The 21834-nt window shown below is 48.1% G+C and carries 19 protein-coding genes; 14 read left to right on the top strand and 5 right to left on the bottom strand.

The window, feature by feature from the left end:
- The first annotated feature begins 102 nt into the window (after window positions 1-102).
- The 10 genes from RCO84_RS03125 to miaA all read left to right on the top strand — a co-directional run bounded on the left by RCO84_RS03125 (window position 103) and on the right by miaA (window position 10308).
- Window positions 103-1053: a phosphoribosylaminoimidazolesuccinocarboxamide synthase gene (locus RCO84_RS03125; protein ID WP_117587647.1), complete on the top strand. Its 951-nt coding sequence runs from the start codon at window positions 103-105 to the stop codon at window positions 1051-1053.
- 11 nt (window positions 1054-1064) lie between these two features.
- Window positions 1065-1799, top strand: a complete 735-nt coding sequence (ubiE, locus tag RCO84_RS03120; protein ID WP_144152030.1) for a bifunctional demethylmenaquinone methyltransferase/2-methoxy-6-polyprenyl-1,4-benzoquinol methylase UbiE — start codon at window positions 1065-1067, stop codon at window positions 1797-1799.
- 12 nt (window positions 1800-1811) lie between these two features.
- Complete coding sequence (locus RCO84_RS03115) at window positions 1812-2558, top strand: shikimate dehydrogenase family protein (RefSeq protein ID WP_144152027.1); 747 nt, start codon at window positions 1812-1814, stop codon at window positions 2556-2558.
- 59 nt (window positions 2559-2617) lie between these two features.
- Entirely contained in the window at window positions 2618-3766 is a 1149-nt protein-coding gene (locus tag RCO84_RS03110; protein ID WP_317585495.1) for an AIR synthase-related protein, read from the top strand.
- 17 nt (window positions 3767-3783) lie between these two features.
- Entirely contained in the window at window positions 3784-4893 is a 1110-nt protein-coding gene (prfA, locus tag RCO84_RS03105) for a peptide chain release factor 1 (RefSeq protein ID WP_006847233.1), read from the top strand.
- Window positions 4894-4948: 55 nt separating this feature from the next.
- Window positions 4949-5794: an orotidine-5'-phosphate decarboxylase gene (pyrF, locus tag RCO84_RS03100; RefSeq protein WP_287797530.1), complete on the top strand. Its 846-nt coding sequence runs from the start codon at window positions 4949-4951 to the stop codon at window positions 5792-5794.
- A 294-nt stretch (window positions 5795-6088) separates the two neighbouring features.
- Window positions 6089-7123, top strand: coding sequence for a UDP-3-O-(3-hydroxymyristoyl)glucosamine N-acyltransferase (gene lpxD, locus RCO84_RS03095; RefSeq protein WP_287797532.1), 1035 nt, complete (start codon window positions 6089-6091; stop codon window positions 7121-7123).
- A 14-nt stretch (window positions 7124-7137) separates the two neighbouring features.
- Window positions 7138-8520 (top strand): bifunctional UDP-3-O-[3-hydroxymyristoyl] N-acetylglucosamine deacetylase/3-hydroxyacyl-ACP dehydratase, encoded by a 1383-nt coding sequence (locus RCO84_RS03090; RefSeq protein ID WP_153097943.1) that lies wholly within the window; start codon window positions 7138-7140, stop codon window positions 8518-8520.
- A 15-nt stretch (window positions 8521-8535) separates the two neighbouring features.
- Window positions 8536-9306 carry an acyl-ACP--UDP-N-acetylglucosamine O-acyltransferase gene (gene lpxA / locus RCO84_RS03085; RefSeq protein WP_022120462.1) on the top strand — a complete coding sequence of 257 codons (771 nt, stop codon included), beginning with the start codon at window positions 8536-8538 and terminating at the stop codon, window positions 9304-9306.
- 99 nt (window positions 9307-9405) lie between these two features.
- Window positions 9406-10308, top strand: coding sequence for a tRNA (adenosine(37)-N6)-dimethylallyltransferase MiaA (miaA, locus tag RCO84_RS03080; protein ID WP_264915400.1), 903 nt, complete (start codon window positions 9406-9408; stop codon window positions 10306-10308).
- Between the two features lie 231 nt (window positions 10309-10539).
- On the opposite strand, the gene RCO84_RS03075 is transcribed toward miaA, so the two are convergent.
- Window positions 10540-11256, bottom strand: coding sequence for an HAD family hydrolase (locus tag RCO84_RS03075; RefSeq protein ID WP_186292225.1), 717 nt, complete (start codon window positions 11254-11256; stop codon window positions 10540-10542).
- 239 nt (window positions 11257-11495) lie between these two features.
- Here RCO84_RS03075 and RCO84_RS03070 point away from each other — a divergent pair, with 239 nt between their 5' ends.
- From RCO84_RS03070 to queF, 3 genes are all read left to right on the top strand, one after another.
- Entirely contained in the window at window positions 11496-13742 is a 2247-nt protein-coding gene (locus RCO84_RS03070) for an inorganic phosphate transporter (protein ID WP_144152008.1), read from the top strand.
- A 339-nt stretch (window positions 13743-14081) separates the two neighbouring features.
- On the top strand, window positions 14082-14774 hold the full coding sequence (locus tag RCO84_RS03065; protein WP_264900711.1) for a queuosine precursor transporter: 693 nt from the start codon (window positions 14082-14084) through the stop codon (window positions 14772-14774).
- Window positions 14775-14814: 40 nt separating this feature from the next.
- Window positions 14815-15270, top strand: coding sequence for a preQ(1) synthase (gene queF, locus RCO84_RS03060; RefSeq protein WP_006847219.1), 456 nt, complete (start codon window positions 14815-14817; stop codon window positions 15268-15270).
- Between the two features lie 71 nt (window positions 15271-15341).
- Here the strand turns inward: queF and menB are convergent, their stop codons facing one another.
- The 4 genes from menB to RCO84_RS03040 all read right to left on the bottom strand — a co-directional run bounded on the left by menB (window position 15342) and on the right by RCO84_RS03040 (window position 19812).
- Window positions 15342-16163, bottom strand: a complete 822-nt coding sequence (gene menB / locus RCO84_RS03055) for a 1,4-dihydroxy-2-naphthoyl-CoA synthase (protein ID WP_022121706.1) — start codon at window positions 16161-16163, stop codon at window positions 15342-15344.
- A 110-nt stretch (window positions 16164-16273) separates the two neighbouring features.
- Window positions 16274-18082: a 2-succinyl-5-enolpyruvyl-6-hydroxy-3-cyclohexene-1-carboxylic-acid synthase gene (gene menD, locus RCO84_RS03050; RefSeq protein ID WP_317583845.1), complete on the bottom strand. Its 1809-nt coding sequence runs from the start codon at window positions 18080-18082 to the stop codon at window positions 16274-16276.
- A 108-nt stretch (window positions 18083-18190) separates the two neighbouring features.
- A complete protein-coding gene (locus tag RCO84_RS03045; RefSeq protein ID WP_317583844.1) occupies window positions 18191-19369 on the bottom strand; it encodes a chorismate-binding protein in 1179 nt (392 codons plus the stop codon).
- Window positions 19366-19812 carry a PaaI family thioesterase gene (locus RCO84_RS03040; protein WP_118255541.1) on the bottom strand — a complete coding sequence of 149 codons (447 nt, stop codon included), beginning with the start codon at window positions 19810-19812 and terminating at the stop codon, window positions 19366-19368. Before RCO84_RS03040 ends, RCO84_RS03045 begins: the two co-directional genes overlap by 4 nt.
- A 273-nt stretch (window positions 19813-20085) precedes the next feature.
- Here RCO84_RS03040 and lysS point away from each other — a divergent pair, with 273 nt between their 5' ends.
- Complete coding sequence (lysS, locus tag RCO84_RS03035) at window positions 20086-21822, top strand: lysine--tRNA ligase (RefSeq protein WP_144151993.1); 1737 nt, start codon at window positions 20086-20088, stop codon at window positions 21820-21822.
- The last annotated feature ends 12 nt before the right edge of the window (window positions 21823-21834 follow it).

The raw sequence follows: 21834 nt of genomic DNA, 5'->3' as shown, positions 1-21834 counted from the left end.
ATGAACTGAATGATTCTTTAAAAATAGATTTCATCAAGAATGCAGATCATAAATAAAGCATATCATAAAGTTCAAAGTTCAAAATTCAAAGTTCAAAGTAAAATGAAAGCATTAACAAAGACAGATTTCCATTTTGATGGACAGAAGAGTGTTTACCACGGTAAAGTACGTGATGTGTATGACATTAACGACGACATCCTCGTGATGGTCGCTACCGACAGAATCTCAGCGTTCGACGTTGTTCTGCCTAAGGGTATCCCATTCAAAGGACAGGTGCTCAATCAGATTGCAGCTAAGTTCCTGGACACAACTACAGACATCTGTCCAAACTGGAAGTTGGCTACTCCAGACCCAATGGTTACCGTAGGTTTGAAGTGCGAAGGTTTCCGCGTGGAGATGATCATCCGTTCTATCCTCACCGGTAGTGCATGGCGCGAGTATCAGAAGGGCTGCCGCGAGATCTGCGGTGTGAAGTTGCCAGACGGTATGCGCGAGAACCAGCGTTTCCCAGAGCCTATCATCACCCCTACTACAAAGGCCGACGAGGGTCACGACATGAACATTTCTAAGGAAGAGATTATCGCCCAGGGCATTGTTAGTGCAGAGGATTACGCTGTGATGGAGGACTACACACGCCGCATCTTCGCCCGCGGTCAGGAAATCGCTGCCAAGCAGGGATTGATTCTCGTAGATACCAAGTACGAGTTCGGCAAGCGCGACGGCAAGGTTTATCTCATCGATGAGATCCACACTCCAGACTCTAGCCGCTACTTCTATGCTGACGGTTACGAGGAGAAGTTTGAGAAGGGTGAACCACAGCGCCAGCTCTCTAAGGAGTTCGTTCGCCAGTGGCTCATCGAGCACAACTTCATGAACGAACCAGGCCAGACTATGCCAGAGATTACCGACGAGTATGCAGAGAGCGTATCAGACCGCTACATCGAACTCTACGAGCACATCACCGGCGAGAAGTTTGACAAGGCTGCTGAGGAAGGCGACATCGCTGCCCGCATCGAGAAGAACGTAAGCGAGTGGCTTGCTGCACACAAGTAAACTATATATTAATGTATAAGCAAGAACAGATAAAGCCCTACGAGGGCACAGGAGACAAGGGCAAACTGGTAGAGGAGATGTTCGACAACATCGCCCCTACCTACGATACCCTGAACCACCGACTCTCGTGGGATATCGATAAGGGATGGCGCAAGAAGGCAATCAGGCGTCTTGCGCCCTTCTCTCCTAAAAAAATGCTCGACATCGCTACCGGTACCGGCGATTTCGCCATCCTAGCCGCCCAGATGCTACATCCCGACCAGCTAATCGGAGCAGACATCTCGGAAGGCATGATGGAGATAGGCAGACTGAAGGTAAAGCAGCTGGGACTGGAAAACACCATCTCCTTTGCCAAGGAAGACTGCCTCAACCTCTCGTTCCAGGACGAGAGCTTCGACGCAGTAACCGCAGCCTTCGGTATCAGGAACTTCCAGAACCTGGACCAGGGACTGAAGGAAATGTGCCGGGTACTGAAAAAAGGCGGACATCTCTGCATCGTAGAACTCACCACACCGGTCAGTTTCCCGATGAAGCAGCTGTTCAGCATCTACAGCAACACCGTCTTGCCGATTTATGGCAAACTCATCAGCAAAGACCAGAGCGCCTACAGATATCTCAACAAGACCATCGAGGCATTCCCTCAGGGCGAGGTCATGATGGAGGTGTTCAAAAAGGCAGGATTCGCAAAGGCAGAGTTCAAGCGACTCACCTTCGGCATCTGCACACTCTATTTCGCAACCAAATAAAACAAAAATATTATGGACAAGTATGGACTCATAGGTTACCCTCTGGGACATTCGTTCTCAAAGAACTATTTCAACGAAAAGTTTGAGAACGAGGGCATCGATGCCCAATACATCAACTTCGAGATACCTTCTATCGAAAATCTTACCGAGATTCTCGACTCAAATCCTGAGCTTAAGGGTCTCAACGTCACCATTCCTTACAAGGAGAAAGTGATCAGCTATCTCGACGTGGTAAGCCCTGAGGCGAATGCTATCGGAGCCGTCAACGTGATCAAGGTGGAGCACAGAGGTGAAGATGTTTATCTGAAAGGATACAACAGCGATGTCATCGGTTTTACCAAGAGCATCGAACCTTATATCGAGCCTTATCACAAGAAGGCACTCATCCTGGGCACTGGCGGAGCTTCAAAGGCTATCAACTTCGGTCTGAAATCGCTCGGACTGGAGACGATCTTCGTGAGTCGATACGAGCGTCCGGGTACAATCCAGTACGAAAAAATCACCCCTGAGGTCATCCAGGAGTATAATGTCATCGTTAACTGCACCCCTGTGGGCATGTATCCACACGTAGACGAGTGTCCTGCGCTGCCTTACGAGGCAATGGACAGCCACACCCTGCTCTACGACCTCATCTACAATCCCGACGAAACCCTCTTCATGAAGAAGGGCAAAGAACATGGAGCCACAGTAAAGAATGGCTTGGAAATGCTCTTGTTGCAAGCCTTTGCATCATGGGATTTCTGGCACCAGGAAAAATAAGCATATCATAAAATTCAAAGATCAAAGTTCAAAGTAAGAATATGAGTAACAATAGATATATGATGCGCGGTGTTAGCGCAGCAAAGGAAGATGTTCACAACGCTATCAAGAACATCGACAAGGGTATCTTTCCACAGGCTTTCTGCAAGATCATACCTGATATCTTGGGCGGCGACCCAGAGTATTGTAACATTATGCATGCCGACGGTGCAGGTACCAAGTCGAGCTTGGCTTACATGTACTGGAAGGAGACAGGCGACCTCTCTGTATGGAAAGGTATCGCTCAAGATGCTATCGTGATGAATACCGACGACCTGCTCTGCGTAGGCGCAGTAGACAACATCCTCGTAAGCTCTACCATCGGACGCAACAAGATGCTCATCCCAGGCGAGGTAATCTCAGCTATCATCAACGGTACTGACGACCTGCTCCACGAGATGCGCGAGATGGGTATCGGCATCTATCCTACCGGCGGTGAGACTGCTGACGTAGGCGACCTGGTTCGTACTATCATCGTTGACTCTACCGTTACCTGCCGCATGAAGCGCAGCGACGTCATCAACAACGCCAACATCCGTCCAGGCGATGTCATCGTAGGTCTTTCTTCTACAGGTCAGGCTACTTACGAGAAGAAGTACAACGGCGGTATGGGCAGCAACGGACTTACTTCTGCCCGCCACGATGTATTTGCCAAGTATCTCGCAGAGAACTATCCTGAGAGCTACGACCACGCCGTGCCAGACGAGTTGGTTTACAGCGGTAAGTATAAGTTGACTGATGAGGTAGAGGGTTCACCTATCAATGCCGGAGAACTGGTACTCTCTCCTACCCGTACCTACGCTCCTGTCATCAAGAAGCTTCTCGATGAGCTCCGCCCAGAGGTTCACGGTATGGTTCACTGCACCGGTGGTGCCCAGACCAAGGTTCTTCACTTCGTAGGCGAGAACTGCAAGGTAGTGAAGGACAACATGTTCCCTGTGCCTCCACTCTTCAAGGCGATCCACGACTGCTCAGATACCGACTGGAAGGAAATGTATCAGGTATTCAACATGGGTCACCGCATGGAGATCTACGTACGTCCTGAGGTTGCCGAGAAGGTTATCGCCATCAGCAAGAGCTTCAACATCGATGCCCAGATTGTGGGTCACATCGAAGAAGGCAAGCGCAGCCTGACCATCAAGAGCGAATTCGGAACATTCGAATACTAAAAATAGAATTAAAATTAATGGATAATAACAACATATTACAGAAGCTAGAAGGCTTAGAGAGCCGATACGAGGAAGTAAGCACCCTCATTACCGACCCAGATGTCATCGCCGACCAGCCACGCTACGTGAAGCTCACCAAGGAATGGAAAGACCTGGGTGACATCATGGACGCACGCAAGCGATACATCAACTGTCTGAATAGCATCAAGGAGGCAAAGGACATCCTTGCCAACGAGAGCGATCCGGAAATGAAGGAGATGGCTCGCGAAGAACTCAACGAGAACGAGGCGCTGCAGCCTAAACTCGAAGAAGAAATCAAGATTGCGCTGGTACCTAAGGACCCAGAAGACGCCAAGAACGTACAGATGGAAATCCGAGGCGGTGCCGGAGGCGACGAGGCTGCCCTCTTTGCAGGCGACCTATTTAATATGTATAAGAAATACTGCGAATCGAAGGGATGGACCGTCAGCGTGACTTCTGTTTCTGAAGGCGCAGTAGGTGGATACAAGGAAATCGACTTCGCCGTGAGCGGTACTGACGTTTACGGTACATTGAAGTACGAATCAGGTGTTCACCGTGTTCAGCGTGTGCCTGCTACTGAAACACAGGGCCGTATGCACACCTCAGCTGCTACCGTGGCCGTATTGCCAGAGGCAGACAAGTTTGAGGTGAACATCAACGAAGGAGACATCAAGTGGGATACCTTCCGAAGTTCAGGTGCCGGTGGTCAGAACGTGAACAAGGTGGAGTCTGGTGTACGTCTCCGCTACCCTTGGAAAAACCCTAACACAGGCGAGGTAGAGGAAATCCTCATCGAGTGTACCGAAACCCGTGACCAGCCAAAGAACAAGGAGCGTGCCTTGAGCCGCCTCTATACATTCATCCACGACCGTGAGCACCAGAAGTATGTTGACGATATCGCCAGCCGCCGCAAGAGCCTCGTTTCTACCGGCGACCGCAGTGCGAAGATCCGTACCTACAACTTCCCGCAGGGCCGTGTTACCGACCACCGTATCGGTTACACCACTCACGATCTCAACGGTTTCCTGGCAGGTGATATTCAGGACATGATTGATGCCCTGACCGTAGCCGAGAACGCAGAGAAGCTGAAAGAAACAGAATTGTAAAACCCCGATTCATCGTTCCGTGCTTCGGGGCGATGAATCATCATATCAATCCATTATGAACAGAAAAGAACTCGTAGAGCAGATTTTCGCCAAGAAGAGTTTCTTGTGCGTAGGTCTTGACACAGATATCAACAAGTTGCCTAAGTGCATCACCGAGAGTGAAGACATCCAGGGCGCAGAAGCCGAAATGATATTCAGATTCAACAAGGCTATCATCGACGCAACAGCCCCATACTGTGTGGCTTACAAGCCAAACCTGGCTTTCTATGAGAGCCGCGGAATCGATGGCATGATTGCCTTCGAAAACACCATCAAGTATCTCCACAGCCACTATCCCAACCACTTCATCATCGCAGATGCCAAGCGCGGCGATATCGGCAACACCAGCAAGATGTATGCCCAGACATTCTTCGAGGAGTACAATATCGACTCTGTAACCGTAGCACCTTATATGGGTGAGGATTCAGTCAAGCCATTCCTCGAGTATGACGGCAAGTGGGTTATCCTCCTGGCACTTACCAGCAACAAGGGTAGCCACGACTTCCAGCTCACAGAGGATAAGGAGGGCGAGCGCCTCTTCGAGAAGGTTCTCAAGAAGAGCCAGGAATGGGGCAACGATGAGAACATGATGTATGTAGTAGGCGCTACACAGGGCAAGATGTTCGAAGATATCCGCAAGGTGGCTCCTAACCACTTCCTCCTCGTACCGGGCGTAGGTGCACAGGGTGGCAGCCTGCAGGAGGTTTGCAAGTATGGCATCATCAAGGACTGCGGCTTGCTCGTCAACTCTTCCCGCGGCATCATCTATGCCAGCAACGGCGATGACTTTGCTGAGGTAGCAGGTCAGAAAGCTAAGGAACTCCAGGAGGAAATGGCAGCCGAGCTTGCCAAGCTGGGCTAAGCCTCCCTTCCGCTAGGCCTCCCGGCGGATTTGAAATCCGCCGTAAAAAAGGTTCGACCTATTAAACCAGGGGATTTGCAATCCCCCACCAAAAATAAGATTTTAGGCGCAAAGTATCTTGAAAAAGAGGCTTTGCGCCTAAAAAATACCCATTTGTTTGCGAAAAAAACAAAATATTACGAAAGAATGACAAGATTCTAAATTTATTTTGTTATTTTTGCAAACAAAATGTGTTTCCTAAAAGAGAATCTTGCAAGGAGACCCTAAGTAAAACAAACTAGAAGATTGATAAATATGGAATTTACCGCAGCGCAAATAGCCCAGTTCGTTCAGGGCCGTGTGGAAGGTGATGAGAACGCAACAGTCAACACCTTCGCTAAAATCGAAGAAGGCAAGAAAGGCGCTATCTCGTTCCTTTCAAACCCTAAATATACTCACTTCGTGTACGACACAAAGTCGAGCATCGTACTCATCGACGAGAACGTGGAATTGGATCATCCTGTTTCTACCACCCTCATTCGTGTGAAGAATGCATACGAGTGCGTGGCAAAGTTGCTCCAGATGTATGAATCAATGAAACCTAAGAAGACGGGTATCGATCCATTGGCTTTCGTTTCTCCAAAGGCTAAGGTGGCTGAGAACGTCTATATCGGTGCTTTCGCCTATATCAGCGATGGCGCAGAGGTGGGCGAAGGTAGTCAGATTTATCCTCACGCTTACATCGGCGAGGGTGTGAAGATTGGCAAGAATGCCCTCATCTACCCTCACGTAACCATTTATTACGGCTGTAAGCTCGGCGATAACGTGACTCTCCATGCAGGTTGCGTCATCGGTGCTGATGGCTTCGGCTTCGCTCCAGGACCTGATGGATATGACAAGATTCCTCAGATTGGTATCGTCACCATTGAGGATGATGTGGAGATTGGTGCCAACACTTGCGTTGACCGCTCTACTATGGGCTCTACCTACGTTCGCAAGGGCGTGAAGCTCGACAATATGGTTCAGATTGCTCACAACACCGACATCGGTGCCAACACCGTGATGTCTGCACAGGTGGGTGTAGCCGGCAGTACCAAGGTAGGCGAATGGTGTATGTTTGGAGGACAGGTGGGTCTCGCCGGTCACATCACCATCGGCGACAAGGTATTCCTCGGAGCACAGAGTGGTGTGCCAGGCAGCCTCAAGAGCGGCCAGCAGCTCATCGGTACTCCTCCTATGGAGCAGCGTGCTTACTTCAAGTCACAGGCCATCTTCCGTCGCCTGCCTGAGATGTACAAGGAACTCAACGACCTGAAGAAGCAGATTAAAGAATTAAAGAAAAATAAATAAAACTATATATAATTATGTCAAAACAGAAGACACTGAAAGGTAGCTTCTCTCTTTGCGGCAAGGGATTGCACACAGGCTTGAGCCTCACCGTGACTTTCAATCCTGCACCAGAGAACACCGGTTATAAGATACAGCGCATCGACCTCGAAGGCGAGCCTATCATCCAGGCTGTGGCTGAGAACGTCGTTGAAACCCAGCGTGGCACCGTACTCGGTAAGGGCGATATCCGCATCTCTACCATCGAGCACGGTATGTCAGCACTCTATGCCCTCGGCATCGACAACTGTTTCATCCAGGTAAACGGTCCTGAATTCCCTATCCTCGACGGCTCTGCATCCATGTATGTAGAGAAGATTCAAAGCGTGGGCATCCAGGAGCAGAATGCAGAGAAGGACTACTATATCATCCGTCATAAGATTGAGGTGAAGGACGACAACGGTTCTGTTATCACCATTCTTCCAGATGAGGAATTCAGTATCACGGCGATGTGTTCTTTCGAGAGCAAGTTCATCAACAGCCAGTTTGCTACCCTCGACAAGATGGAGACCTACGTTGACGAGATTGCTTCGGCACGTACCTTCGTATTCGTTCGCGATATCATGCCATTGCTCCAGGCTAACCTCATTAAGGGTGGAGACTTGGACAATGCCATCGTTATCTACGAGCGCCAGGTGGAGCAGGCTCAGCTCGATCAGCTCGCCGACCATCTCAAGGTGCCTCACATGGATGCCAGCAAGTTGGGTTACATCCAGCACCGTCCTTTACAGTGGGAGAACGAGTGTACTCGCCATAAGCTGCTCGACATCATCGGCGATATGGCGCTCATCGGCAAGCCTATCAAGGGTCGCATCATCGCTACCCGTCCGGGCCACACCGTGAACAACAAGTTCGCCCGTCTCATGCGCAAGGAGATTCGCAAGCACGAAATCCAGGCTCCTATCTACGATCCAAACGAGGAGCCAATCATGGATAACATCCGCATCCGTCAGCTCCTGCCTCATCGCTACCCAATGCAGTTGGTAGATAAGGTCATCGCCATGGGTCCTACCAGCATCGTGGGCGTTAAGAACGTAACCAGCAACGAGCCATTCTTCACCGGTCACTTCCCTGAGGAGCCTGTAATGCCAGGCGTTCTCCAGGTAGAGGCGATGGCACAGTGTGGCGGTCTGCTCGTATTGAACCAGTTGGAAGAGCCTGAGCGCTGGAGCACTTACTTCATGAAGCTCGACGATGTGAAGTTCCGCAAGAAGGTGGTTCCAGGCGATACCCTCCTCTTCCGTGTGGAGTTGCTCGCACCAGTGCGTCATGGCATCAGCTCTATGAAGGGCTACATGTTCGTAGGCGACCAGGTGGTGGCAGAGGCTACTTTCACTGCACAGATTGTTAAGAACAAGTAATAATAAGATAGAAATATGAATCAGATTAGTCCATTAGCGTTTGTTCATCCAGAGGCAAAACTCGGTGACAACAACATTATCGGTCCTTTCTGCTATATTGACAAGGACACCGTTTTGGGCGATAACAACGTATTGCAGAACAGCGTTACCATTCACGTGGGCGCTCGCATCGGCAACAATAATGAATTTTTCCCAGGCGCCAGCATCTCTACCAAGCCTCAGGACTTGAAGTTCAAGGGCGAACAGACTACCTGCGAGGTGGGCGATAACAACAGCATCCGTGAGAACGTTACTATCTCTCGTGGTACAGCCTCTAAGGGCAAGACCGTAGTAGGCAGCAACAACCTCCTGATGGAGACTGTTCACGTGGCTCACGACTGCGTGCTCGGCAGCGGCTTGATTATCGGCAACTCTACCAAGTTTGCCGGTGAGGTGGTAGTAGACGACAACGCCATCGTCAGCGCCAACGTTCTCGTTCACCAGTTCTGCCATATCGCAGGTTACGTAATGATCCAGGGCGGTTGCCGTTTCTCTCAGGATATTCCTCCATACATCATTGCCGGCAAGGAGCCAACCCGCTACTGCAGCATCAACCTCATCGGTCTGCGCCGTCGCGGTTTCAGCAATGAGACCATCCAAAACATCCACGAGGCTTACCGTCTGCTCTACAGCAAGGGTATTTTGAAGGAAGGTATCGAGGAAATCAAGAAGAATCTTGAGGTTACCAAGGAGATTCAGTATATTATCGACTTCGTAGAGAGTTCTCAGCGAGGCATTATCCGATAAAAGTAAAAGGGTAAAAAAGTAAAAAGGTAAAAAGAGCATCCTTGCATAGGTTTATGAAACGAGCAAGGATGCTTTTTTCTTGAATATAAAGAATGATATATGAAAACATTGATTGTGGTTTTAGGTCCTACCGGTGTAGGTAAAACGGAGCTTTGCCTTTCACTGGCAGAGCATCTCGCTATACCTATTATCAATGCCGACTCCCGCCAGATCTTCGCCGAACTCCCCATCGGAACCGCAGCCCCTACTGCCGAACAGCAGCAGCGGGTAAAGCATTATTTCGTAGGAAACCACCACATCGAAGATTATTACAGCGCTGCCCAATACGAGGCTGATGTGATGAATCTCCTGCAGGAAGACATCTTCAAGAATCACGATGTGGCTCTGCTTACAGGTGGCAGCATGATGTATATCGATGCTGTATGCAAAGGAATCGACGACATCCCTACTGTTCGTGACGACATCCGCACTTGGATGAAACAGCGTCTGGAAGAGGAAGGGCTGGAGGCGCTGGTAGAAGAACTCCACAAGATGGATCCGGAGCACTGGGCGATAGTAGACAGGAAGAATCCACGCCGCGTGGTTCATGCCCTGGAAATCTGCCATCAAACCGGCAAGACTTATACTTCTTTCCGCACAGCCGAAAAGAAGCAGCGCCCTTTCCGCATCATCAAGATAGGTCTGAACCGCGACAGAACTGAACTCTACGACCGCATCAACCAGCGTGTACTGATGATGATGGACGAAGGTCTGGAGGCAGAAGCACGCAGCGTATATCCGCAGAAGGGACTCACCTCGTTGAGAACCGTAGGCTACAAAGAAATGTTCTCTTACTTTGACGGCGAGATAGACCGCGATGAAGCTATCAGACAAATCCAGTCGCACAGCCGTGAATACATGCGCAAGCAGCTTACCTGGTTTAAGCGGGATACCACTATCCAATGGTTCCATCCAGAACAGCAAGAAGAAATCCTTGCGTATATTGATAAAGAAATAGGATAACTCTTAGTCCCTTTTTACTAAGAGTTATCCTAAAGTAAGGCTTGACCCCTTATTTTAAGGGGTCAAGTGGGTAAACTTACTGATTTTCAAGCACTTAACATACATAATACGGTAAAACTCCGTAACAAGGTAGCAAACTAACTGATTTTCAGATATTTAACATACATAAAACCGTAAAACGCGGTAGATGGGTATCAGCAGATAAAGAGGAAAGATCGATATTCTCCCCCTTTATATCCAATCAAGAATTTCCTTGAAATATGAGATGCGGCGGAGTTTCGGGTGTTCATACTCTTCAGTCTTCTCATGCGCCCAGATAGATTGGGCAGGAATATGGATGGCAGAACAGCCGATGCTCAGCGCAGGAGCAATATCACTTTTGAAACTGTTACCCACCATCACGAGTTCTGAAGGCTGGACATCCAACTCCCTACAGAGGCGGCGGTAAGCTTCAGGCTTTTTATCGCTCACGATACTTACCACATCAAAATAACGCTGCAACCCCGAGCGCCATAATTTATTCTCCTGATCCTGCAACTCTCCCTTCGTAAAGACGGCAAGTTTCAATCCCCTGCCCTCATTCTTCTTTTCATGCAGCAGAGCCAGCGTCTCCTCTACCCCCTCCAGCGGTTTGGCATCAAGATGCAGCAGACTCTTTCCCAGCCCTATAATCTGAGCAATCACATAGGCAGAAATCTTGCCCTTACTTACCTTCACGGCATTCTCTACCAGCGAAATGGTGAAAGCCTTGCAGCCATACCCCAAGTCAGCCATATTACCACTTTCCGTCTCCAGAAGAGCGGCAGAAATTTCTTTCTCTTTTCCGTATTCAGAAAGAAGTTCGCAATATTCATGCTCCACCTCTTCGAAATATTCCTGTAATGCCCAGAGCGTATCATCGGCATCGAAGGCTATCGCCCTGATATCTTTAAATCTATCCATTTTCATGTTTGTTATGTTTTACACCTTATTATATATAGGCGTTCTGACTGCAAAGATACTACTTTCTTTCAGAAAAACAGAAGAAAAATCGTTTTTAACAAGAATGTAACATCTGTTTAAATAGCCTGTAACATTTCCTACGTACTTTTGCAGCCGAAAAGAAGGAGAAAATGGATAACTCCCGCAAATAAGGGAAAGAAATGTCCCCCACAAAGTAAACAATAACAATAAACATTAAGATAATAATGGGTACAATTTATTTATGTATTGTGATCTTCCTGCTCTGTCTAGCAGTGTTCGATCTCTTCGTAGGAGTCAGCAACGATGCTGTCAACTTCCTGCAATCTGCCATCGGAGCTAAGGTGGCTAAGTTTCGCACGGTGCTGATTATCGCATCCTGCGGTGTGGTTCTCGGAGCCATCATGTCATCGGGAATGATGGATATCGCCCGCCATGGTCTCATAAGTCCTGAACACTTTACATTCGAAGAGGTAATGACGCTCTTCCTGGCGGTCATGGTGACTGATGTCATCATCCTGGATGTGTTCAACACCTTAGGTATGCCAACCTCTACTACCGTCTCTCTGGTATTCGAGTTGCTGGGTGGTGCTTTCATCCTCGCTACATTGAAGATGTATGGCGACGACAGCCTCAACTATGGCGTATTGCTCAATAGCAACAAGGCGTTGGAGGTAATCATGGGTATCTTCTCATCTGTCATCATTGCCTTCGTGTTTGGTGCCTTTGTGATGTGGCTTTCCCGTATCATTTTCACCTTTAACTACCGCAAGCACAGCCGCTACAGCATCGCTATCTTCGGCGGTATCGCCTTTACAGCCCTCTCTTACTTCATCTTCATGAAGGGTTTGGGCAAGAGTCCTTACCTGCCTGCTGAGGTGCGCGATTACATCGACCAGAATCTCGGTTTCCTCATCTGCATCACCTTCGTGGTATCTGCTGTTGTAATGGAATTCCTGCACCTCTGCCGTGTCAACATCTTCAAGTTTACAGTGCTGATGGGTACTTTCGCCCTGGCTATGGCTTTCGCTGGTAACGACCTGGTAAACTTCATCGGTGTGCCTCTGGCTGGTCTCTCTTCTTATCAGGACTATATGGCAAATGCCAACGGTGCAGCGCCAGACCAGTTTATGATGACTTCATTGATGGAGAGTGCCAAGACTACTCCAGGCTTCCTGCTTGCTGCCGGTGCCATAATGATTATCGCCATGGCGACATCCAAGAAAGCACAGAACGTAATCAAGACTTCTGTTGACCTGAGCCGTCAGGACGAAGGCGATGAGATGTTCGGCAGTTCTTCTGCAGCCCGCGTGATTGTACGCAACTGCCAGGCTACAGATTCATGGTTGAAGCAGTTTATGCCAAAGGCACTGATGAACTGGATCAACAGCCGTTTCGACAAGAATGATGTTGAACTCGAGGAGAGTGCTGCTTTCGACGTGGTTCGTGCAGCCGTAAACCTGGTACTTGCTTCTATGCTGATCACCATCGGTACCAACCTGAAGTTGCCTCTCTCTACCACCTACGTTACCTTCATGGTAGCTATGGGTTCTTCACTTGCTGATAGAGCATGGAGCCGCGAGAGTGCCGTATTCCGTGTAACAGGTGTATTAAGTGTAATCGGTGGTTGGTTCATCACAGCCGGTGTAGCTTTCGCAGCCTGTGCCATTGTTTGTATCATCATGCACTTCGGTGGTGTGGGCATCCAGGCTTGCTTCATGGGCTTGGTTATCTACCTGCTCATCCGCAGCAACATCCAGTATAACAAGAAGGCTAAGGAAGAGAGCAAGAGTACTACCTTCCAACTGATGATGCGTTCTCGCGACCCAGAGATTGTATGGGATTTGCTTCGCCGTCAGGTTTCACGCACCCAGTCTTACGTCTGCCACTTCGCCCTGAACGAGTTCAACCAGATTATGGATGGTCTTGCCAACGAGAATACCCGCAACCTTCGTCATGCCAACAAGGATCTGAAGAAGGAACAGGATATGCTGAAGAAGTTCCGCCGTCAGGAGATGCTCGGTTTGAAGAAATCGCCTATCGAGATTGCCATCGAGCGCAACACCTGGTTCCATCTGGGTGCCAACAGCAACCAGCAGTTTATCTACTCTCTGCGCCGTATGCTCGACCCAATCAAGGAACATGTTGACAACAACTTCAATCCGCTTCCTGCTGAATACATCAAGGAGTTTGCTCCTGTACGCCAGAAGATCAACGACCTGATGCGCATGAGCTGCGAACTGATTGAAACTGGCAGATATGACAGCTATCGCGAGATACTTGCCGAGGCAGATGCCTGCAAAGACGAGCTTTCAGTTCTCCGCAAGAAGCATATCGACCGCATCCAGCACATGACTGACAATACGCTGATGCAGATTTCTCTGGTTTATCTCAACGTACTGCAGGAGAGTCAGGAATTCCTGAGTGTGATGAGACATCAGTTAAGAGCTGCAAAGAAGTTTATGGAAAAGTAAATTTTCTCTGACATCTTGTCATGAAACTACTTTTTGGTATATCTGTTGCTTGTTGACAGATGACAGCGGATAACAAGAGTGTTATTTCGCTATCACAATATAATCTGAAAAGGTTAGTTTCTCATAGGTTAAGATTGTTAGGTTTAGTTTTTAGAAAAAAGTTTTAGGTTTTTAGTTAGATAAGGGCTCCAAGTGCTAGTGATTAGTATTTGGAGCCATTTTTTTTGCCCAAATATTTGGCTATTAAGAAGAAATGTTGTAATTTTGCAGCCGATTTCTGAAAAGAATCATCATATTCAATAACCCGAGTGCTTGGTAAACCTCGTAAAAAACAAGAAAATGGACAAGAAAAAAACTCAAGTGAGCGTGCTGTTTATGCTTTTCAGCATCCTCTTCTGCGTTTGCCTGATTGCAGCAAACGTACTCGAAACAAAGCAAATCGCCTTCGGGCCAGTTTCCCTTACCGGTGGACTCATCGTATTCCCTGTAAGTTACATCATCAACGATGTGGTATGTGAAGTATGGGGCTATCAGAAAGCGCGTCTGTTGATCTGGACCGGCTTTGCGATGAACTTCTTCTTCGTGGCACTGGGTGCTATCTGCGATGTAATTCCTGCAGCGCCTTATTGGACCAATGATGCCGGTTTTCATGCCATCTTCGGTCTGGCACCCCGCATTGCAGCAGCCTCTTTCGTAGCCTTCATCATCGGTTCGTTTGCTAATGCTTATGTAATGAGCGTGATGAAAATCCGCGATGGTGGCAAGCATTTCTCTGCCCGTGCCATCCTCAGTACCATTGCAGGTGAGAGTTGCGACAGTCTTATCTTCTTCCCACTTGCCCTGGGCGGTGTGGTGCCTACATCAGAATTGCCTTGGCTCATGCTCTGGCAGGTGATACTGAAGACAGCCTACGAGATTGTGGTATTGCCTCTGACCATCCGTGTAGTGAAATACGTAAAGAAGCATGAAGGTGAAGATGCATACGACAATAACATCTCCTACAATGTATTCAAGATCTTCAGCCTCGGCTAAAAGACATCAGTAAATATCAAACATTAAAACATTACCAAGCGTGGATAGAAAAGAAGACGGTCTTCAGGCATTAGGTGCCAAGACTACATATAGAATGGATTATGCGCCAGAGGTGCTCGAAACTTTCGTGAACAAGCATCCTGGCAACGATTACTGGGTACGTTTCAACTGCCCTGAGTTTACATCGCTCTGCCCTATTACGGGACAGCCAGATTTCGCAGAGATTCGCATCAGCTATATTCCTGACGTAAAGATGGTAGAGAGCAAGAGTCTGAAACTTTATCTCTTCAGTTTCCGCAACCATGGCGATTTCCATGAAGACTGCGTAAACATCATCATGAAGGATCTCATCAAACTGATGGACCCTAAATATATAGAGGTAACAGGCATCTTTACTCCTCGTGGCGGCATCAGCATCTGGCCGTATGCCAACTATGGCAAGCCAGGCACCAAATACGAGAAACTGGCAGAGCAGAGATTCGCTACTCACGAATAAAAACAAGAAACCTCGGAAGATTGGCAGATTGCTTTTCTTCCGAGGTTTTTTATTGTTTATTGCTGATGAAATTATGGGAACTGAGGATAATCCTCGAAGCGAGGCTTGCGCTTCTCAAGGAATGCCTTGCCGCCCTCCTGAGCCTCATCCATCGTATAATAGAGCATCGTGGCATCGCCAGCCAACTCCTGAATACCAGCCTGACCATCCAGTTCGGCATTCAAGCCAGCCTTGATCATACGGAGTGCCAGAGGCGAACGTTCCATCATGATTTCAGCCCACTCTACACAGGTATCTTCCAACTTTTCGAGAGGCACCACCTTGTTCACCATTCCCATCTCTTCAGCCTCCTTGGCAGAATACTGCTTGCAGAGGAACCAGATTTCGCGAGCCTTCTTCTGACCCACCATTCTTGCCAGATAAGAAGAACCGAAACCGGCATCGAAGCTTCCTACCTTAGGACCAGTCTGTCCGAAGATGGCATTCTCTGAAGCGATGGTCAGGTCGCACATCACATGAAGCACATGACCGCCACCGATGGCATAACCATTCACCATAGCGATAACCGGCTTTGGCAAACGGCGAATCTGCATCTGTACATCAAGCACATTCAGGCGAGGCACACCATCGTTACCCACATAACCGCCTCGGCCCTTTACATGCATGTCACCTCCTGCACAGAACGCCTTATCGCCAGCACCCGTCAGGATGACCACACGGATATCCAGACAGTCGCGGCAATAGTTGAATGCCTGTGCCATCTCCCAAGTGGTCAACGGCGTGAAGGCATTACGGTAGCGCTCACGGTTGATGGTAATCTTAGCGATATGATTATACTCCTCGAAGATGATTTCCTTGAAATCAAAACCTTCTATTTTTTTCCATTCTCTCATTTTATTACTTTGAACTTTGAATTTTGAACTTTGAACTTTGAACTTTATGATTACTTACTATCTTATTCTTTTGTCAGAACTATCAGTTATAGTTCCTTATAAGTCATCTATCAGCACTTCTGAACGGCTTCCAGCATCTCGTTATCTACATCCATATCGGTGAAAATCTCCAGGAGCATCGGGCGCTCGCTCTCGGCATGAATCAATTGGCTGATGCCCTGTTCCATCTCTTCCATCGTATGAGCTGCGAGATATTTTACCTCATTCTGACTACAGATTCCTTCAGCCGTTGCATGATGCTTTGCCATTATTATTTCTTCACGAGCCTGACTCTCCTTTAATCCCTGGAACTTGCCAAAGATGGCACCGCCACCATTATTGAGCACGATGATACGGAGCTTGCCGTTCAGATTTCTACTCCAGAGCGCATTCTGGTCATAGAAGAAACTCAGGTCGCCGAGAACGCAGTATACATGCTTATCAGACTTGTTCTTGCACATCGAGAAACCTACAGCCGTAGAAAGAGAACCTTCTATGCCGTTCACACCACGATTGCAGTAAACATGGCGGTCGGCATACAGATTCATCAACCGGATGGCAGAACTGTTACCGGAGATGACGCTGCTCATCAGACCAGGAAGGAATGTATCGAATTCGCGGTCATAGATACCATCGTCCTGAGCATCTTTACCGCCTAAGGTGAACGCTTTGAAATCCTGAGGCTCAACCTTCTGAAGCTGGCTGAAGAATTCCTTTACGGTAGCCAGACTGCTGAACTCAGGCTTGAAGTTCTCTTTGCGTTCATAGCTTTTAGCCAACGCGTCCATCCACAATTTGCGATAATCCTCCCAGTGGTTGTGCCAGCCAAAATTATCCAACCATGACATGGCATCACTGTTTGGCAAATCCATCACTTTAGTAAGATGCATGAACGTATCTTCGATATCAGCCTCTTGCGAAATTCTTATCTGCTCAACTCCTTTAAGCGAACGCAGATAAGATTTCAGTTTCTTGCTTACAATATGTCCACCTATATAAACCACCAGGTCAGGACGGAATCTTTCATCGTCCTTTATTTCATCCAGCAAATTCTCGAAAGCGCCATACAGGGTGGTTTTATTCCAATCTTCTCCCAGTTCTTCCTGAACCTTATATAAATAAGGTGGCATTGCCAGAGATTCCCATAATATAGGCATTCGGTCAATATAAGCCAACAAGTCTACATATTTTTCGGTATTGTCCAACTGTCCTATTACCAACAATGGCCGTTTGGCTTCTAACACACATTCAAAAGGGGTCCCATCAAATGTGTCAATATTTGCCCTGCAGTAAGCAACCTCTATCTTGCGCTCTACGGGCAAAGTTTCTTTCGTAAACGAATAGAAAGGCTCAGAGATAGGTACATTGATGTGTACAGGTCCCTTTACCCGCCCCATGCTTTTCAACAGCGCTTCGTTGACCAGCCGGTTGCAATACCAATGCATCTCTTCCTGCTGCTCACCTTCGAACACTTCTGGCAGAGATACCGATTTTCTTACCATCTGCCCCAAAGCATCAGGCTGAGGAAGCGTCTGACCATCCAGCTGGTTGATCCACTGTGCCGGTCTGTCGGCAGAAATCACTATGAGCGGGATTTGCTGATAATAAGCCTCAGCTACTGCCGGATAAAGATTGAGCAATGCAGAACCCGAAGTCACACACACTACGACAGGCTGATAACCTTCAGCCATAGAAAGTCCAAGAGCTTGGAAGCCGGCACTACGTTCGTCGGTTACAGGATAGCAAGTGATGTCTTCACACTCGTTGAGATTGTGAACTATGGCTGCATTTCTGCTGCCCGGACACACTACAGCATGGCGAACACCATGCGCTACCAGTAAACTTGTCAAAATATTGACGTTTTCTTTATTGCTATACATTTCACCTTATTTTTTAGGTTATTTTTATGTTTTCAGATTCTTGAAGACCCTTTGTCTTTTAGCATTATAAAATCAGAATGAATCCCTATCATTTTCTCTGCAAGACCTTTACAGAACCGACAGAATGGTCTGCATCTTAGCTTCAGTTTCCTTCCACTCCTTCTCCATCTCGCTCTCCTTCAGCAATCCGCCTCCGGCATAGAGTTCGCAGGAACCATCATCCAGGATATTCATGCAGCGCAGGGAAACATAGAGATGCGTCTTACCTTTCGGCGAAATCGGTCCCACAAAACCACTGTAGTATTTGCGCGACTGATGTTCATGCTGCAGGATAAACCGGCGAGCTTCATCCTTCGGTATTCCGCAGACGGCAGGCGTAGGATATAAGGCATCGAGCACATCGCCCAGACGCCCCGTATCATGCAGACGGAAAGCGATGTCGGTACGGAGATGATAGAGATTGGCAGCCATCGTGGTATAAGGTCCCTTCTTCTGATAATCATCCGAAAAGACCTTGATGCAATCCTCGATATAATCGGTTACATACTGCTGTTCCTCTCTGTTCTTCTCCGACCATTCTATCCCTTCTACCGGATAATCGGCTTCGGTCTTGGAAGGTTCAGCCTTTTGGGTGCCTGCCAGCGACATGGTTGCCATCTGATTCTGTTCACCTTTGAGCAGAATTTCAGGTGTAGCCATCAGCCATAAACCCGACTGGGGTGTATAAATCAAGGCTACAAAAAGACGGGGATACATCCGGCAGGTCTTCAGAAACAGAGCCTTTAAAGAGTCTGAATCCTGCACAACTGAAGCATTGGCTGTATTCTGCACATCTGAAGGCTTGCCGGCATCTTGCACTGCTGAAGTCTGGACAGATCCTAAAGGCTGCCGATTGCTCTGAATACGCAGTTTTCTTGCCAGAACAATCTTGCTGAATTTACCTTCAGAGAGCTGCCGGTGAAAGCATTCAAACTCCCTTGCATAGGCTTCAAAATTACGTCCCGACGTAGATTCTGCTACGTCACGACGTAAATCCTGCTGCGTCACGACGTAGGAAGTGCCGCATCGCGATGCATTTTCAGCCCCCTCGGCAGAGAGAAGTTTGCTTTCATCCGGATGCATCAGCACCACGGGACATTCGCTGGATGGCGCGAAAGGAGCTATCACGAAACCTTCCTTGCCATTCAGTTCTGCCACAGAAGAGAGAACCTCAGGTTCTCCCACATGCTGAGCCACATAGGTAGCATGGTGCAGATAAGGCAGACGATAATACGCAAAAGCTATCATACCTTTGTTTCTGCCCCCTTTTTCTGATTATCTTTCTTTGGAGTGAACACATAGTTGGTTACCTGTACGGTACAGATTACCTCACCAGCCGTATTCTTGATATCCACCTGCCAGGTATGCAAGGTTCTGCCCTTGTGCACAATCTTGGCAAAGGCAGTAACCGTATCGCCCTCGCTGACCGCCTGAACATGAGTACCGCTCACGTTGATGCCCACGGCAATCTGTCCCGGACAGAGCGCCAGGGAACCGATACCCGCCACATTCTCGGCAAGAGCCAAAGAAGCACCTCCACTCAAGAAGCCGAAAGGTTGGCGATTACGCTCATCTACCTTCATCGTTGCCTGAAGCGTATCAGGCTCAGGGGTAGAAATGAAATGCATTCCGAGGGTCTTGGATAATCCATCAGTCTTGCTGATTCTTTTTACTAATTCATCTATGTTCATCTTATTATCTCCTATTTTTTCGTATTTTGTTATTGATTCAGAGCTATTCGTTTTCTCATCGCTCCAAAGTATGTTTCTGATAAACTCAACGCAAAGGTAAGACTTTCTTTAGAGAAAACAAAATTTATCGCACTTTTTATTTGATAAAGGGCAAACTTTACATACCTTTTCCTTTCTTTAATAATAAAAAACATAAAAAACGGCATATAGTTCAGATTTATTTTGTATTTTTGCACCAAAAATAAGAAAATAAAAGATATATCTGAATAGAATATGAACATTTTAGAGCTAAGCGAACAGGAAATCGTTCGCAGACAGAGTCTTCAGACATTGCGCGAGATGGGTATCGACCCATACCCAGCAGCAGAGTTTCCAACCAATGCATTCAGCACAGATATCAAAGCTGAATTCAAGGACGAGGACGAGCCACGCCAGGTAGTTATCGCCGGACGTATGATGGGTCGCCGCGTAATGGGTAAAGCTAGCTTCGCTGAGTTGCAGGACTCAAAGGGAAGAATCCAGGTTTATATCGCCCGCGACGAGATTTGTCCAGACGAGAACAAGGACCTTTATAATACTGTATTCAAGAAACTTCTCGATATCGGTGACTTCATCGGTGTAAAGGGTTTCGTATTCCGCACACAGACTGGCGAGATTTCTGTTCACGCCAAGGAACTGTGCCTGCTCTCTAAGAGCTTGAAGCCACTCCCTATCGTGAAGTATAAGGATGGCGTGGCTTACGACAAGTTCGATGATCCGGAGTTGCGTTACCGCCAGCGCTACGTTGACCTCATCGTTAATGATGGCGTAAAGGATACTTTCATGCAGCGTGCTACCGTACTCCGCACACTCCGCAGCGTACTCGACAACGCAGGTTATACTGAGGTAGAGACTCCTACCCTGCAGAGCATTGCCGGTGGTGCTTCTGCCCGCCCATTCATCACCCACTTCAATGCGCTCGATCAGGATATGTACATGCGTATCGCTACCGAGCTCTACCTGAAGCGCCTCATCGTAGGTGGTTTCGAGGGTGTTTATGAAATCGGCAAGAACTTCCGCAACGAGGGTATGGACCGCAACCACAACCCTGAGTTTACCTGTATGGAGCTTTATGTTCAGTACAAGGACTACAACTGGATGATGGCTTTCACAGAGAAGTTGCTCGAAACGATCTGTATCGCCGTAAACGGTAAGCCAGAGCGCGAGATTGATGGCAACATCATCAGTTTCAAGGCTCCATATCGCCGTCTGCCTATCCTCGATGCCATCAAGGAAAAGACCGGTTTCGACTGCAACGGCAAGACAGAGGAAGAGATCCGCGCATTCTGCAAGGAGAAGGGCATGGACGTAGATGAGACCATGGGTAAGGGTAAGTTGATTGATGAGCTCTTCGGTGAGTTCTGCGAGGGCACTTTCCTCCAGCCAACCTTCATCACCGACTATCCTGTAGAGATGTCTCCATTGACCAAGATGCACCGTTCTAAGCCAGGCTTGACCGAGCGTTTCGAGTTGATGGTAAACGGTAAGGAGCTTGCCAATGCATACTCTGAGCTCAACGACCCAATTGACCAGGAAGAGCGTTTCATCGACCAGATGAAGCTTGCTGACAAGGGTGATGACGAGGCAATGATCATTGACCAGGACTTCCTCCGTGCCCTCCAGTATGGTATGCCTCCAACATCAGGTATCGGTATCGGTATCGACCGCTTGGTCATGTTGATGACCGGCAAGACCTTCATTCAGGAGGTACTGTTCTTCCCACAGATGAAGCCAGAGAAGAAGATGCCACAGAGCACCATCAAGGAATGGGCAGAGATTGGCGTGCCAGAGGATTGGGCATACGTGCTCCGCAAGGCAGGCTTCAACCTCATCTCTGATATCCGTGAAGAAAAGGCTCAGGGTCTCCAGCAGAAAATCGGCGAAATCAACAAGAAGTACAAGCTCGGCTACGAGAAGCCTTCTGTTGACGACATCCAGGGCTGGATTGATCGTAGTAATGTTGAATGTTGATTGTTGAATGTT

This window comes from Segatella copri (assembly GCF_949820605.1).
GTDB lineage: Bacteria > Bacteroidota > Bacteroidia > Bacteroidales > Bacteroidaceae > Prevotella.
Note: the sequence above shows the minus strand (reverse complement) of the source record. Positions and strands in the feature narration are given on the sequence as shown.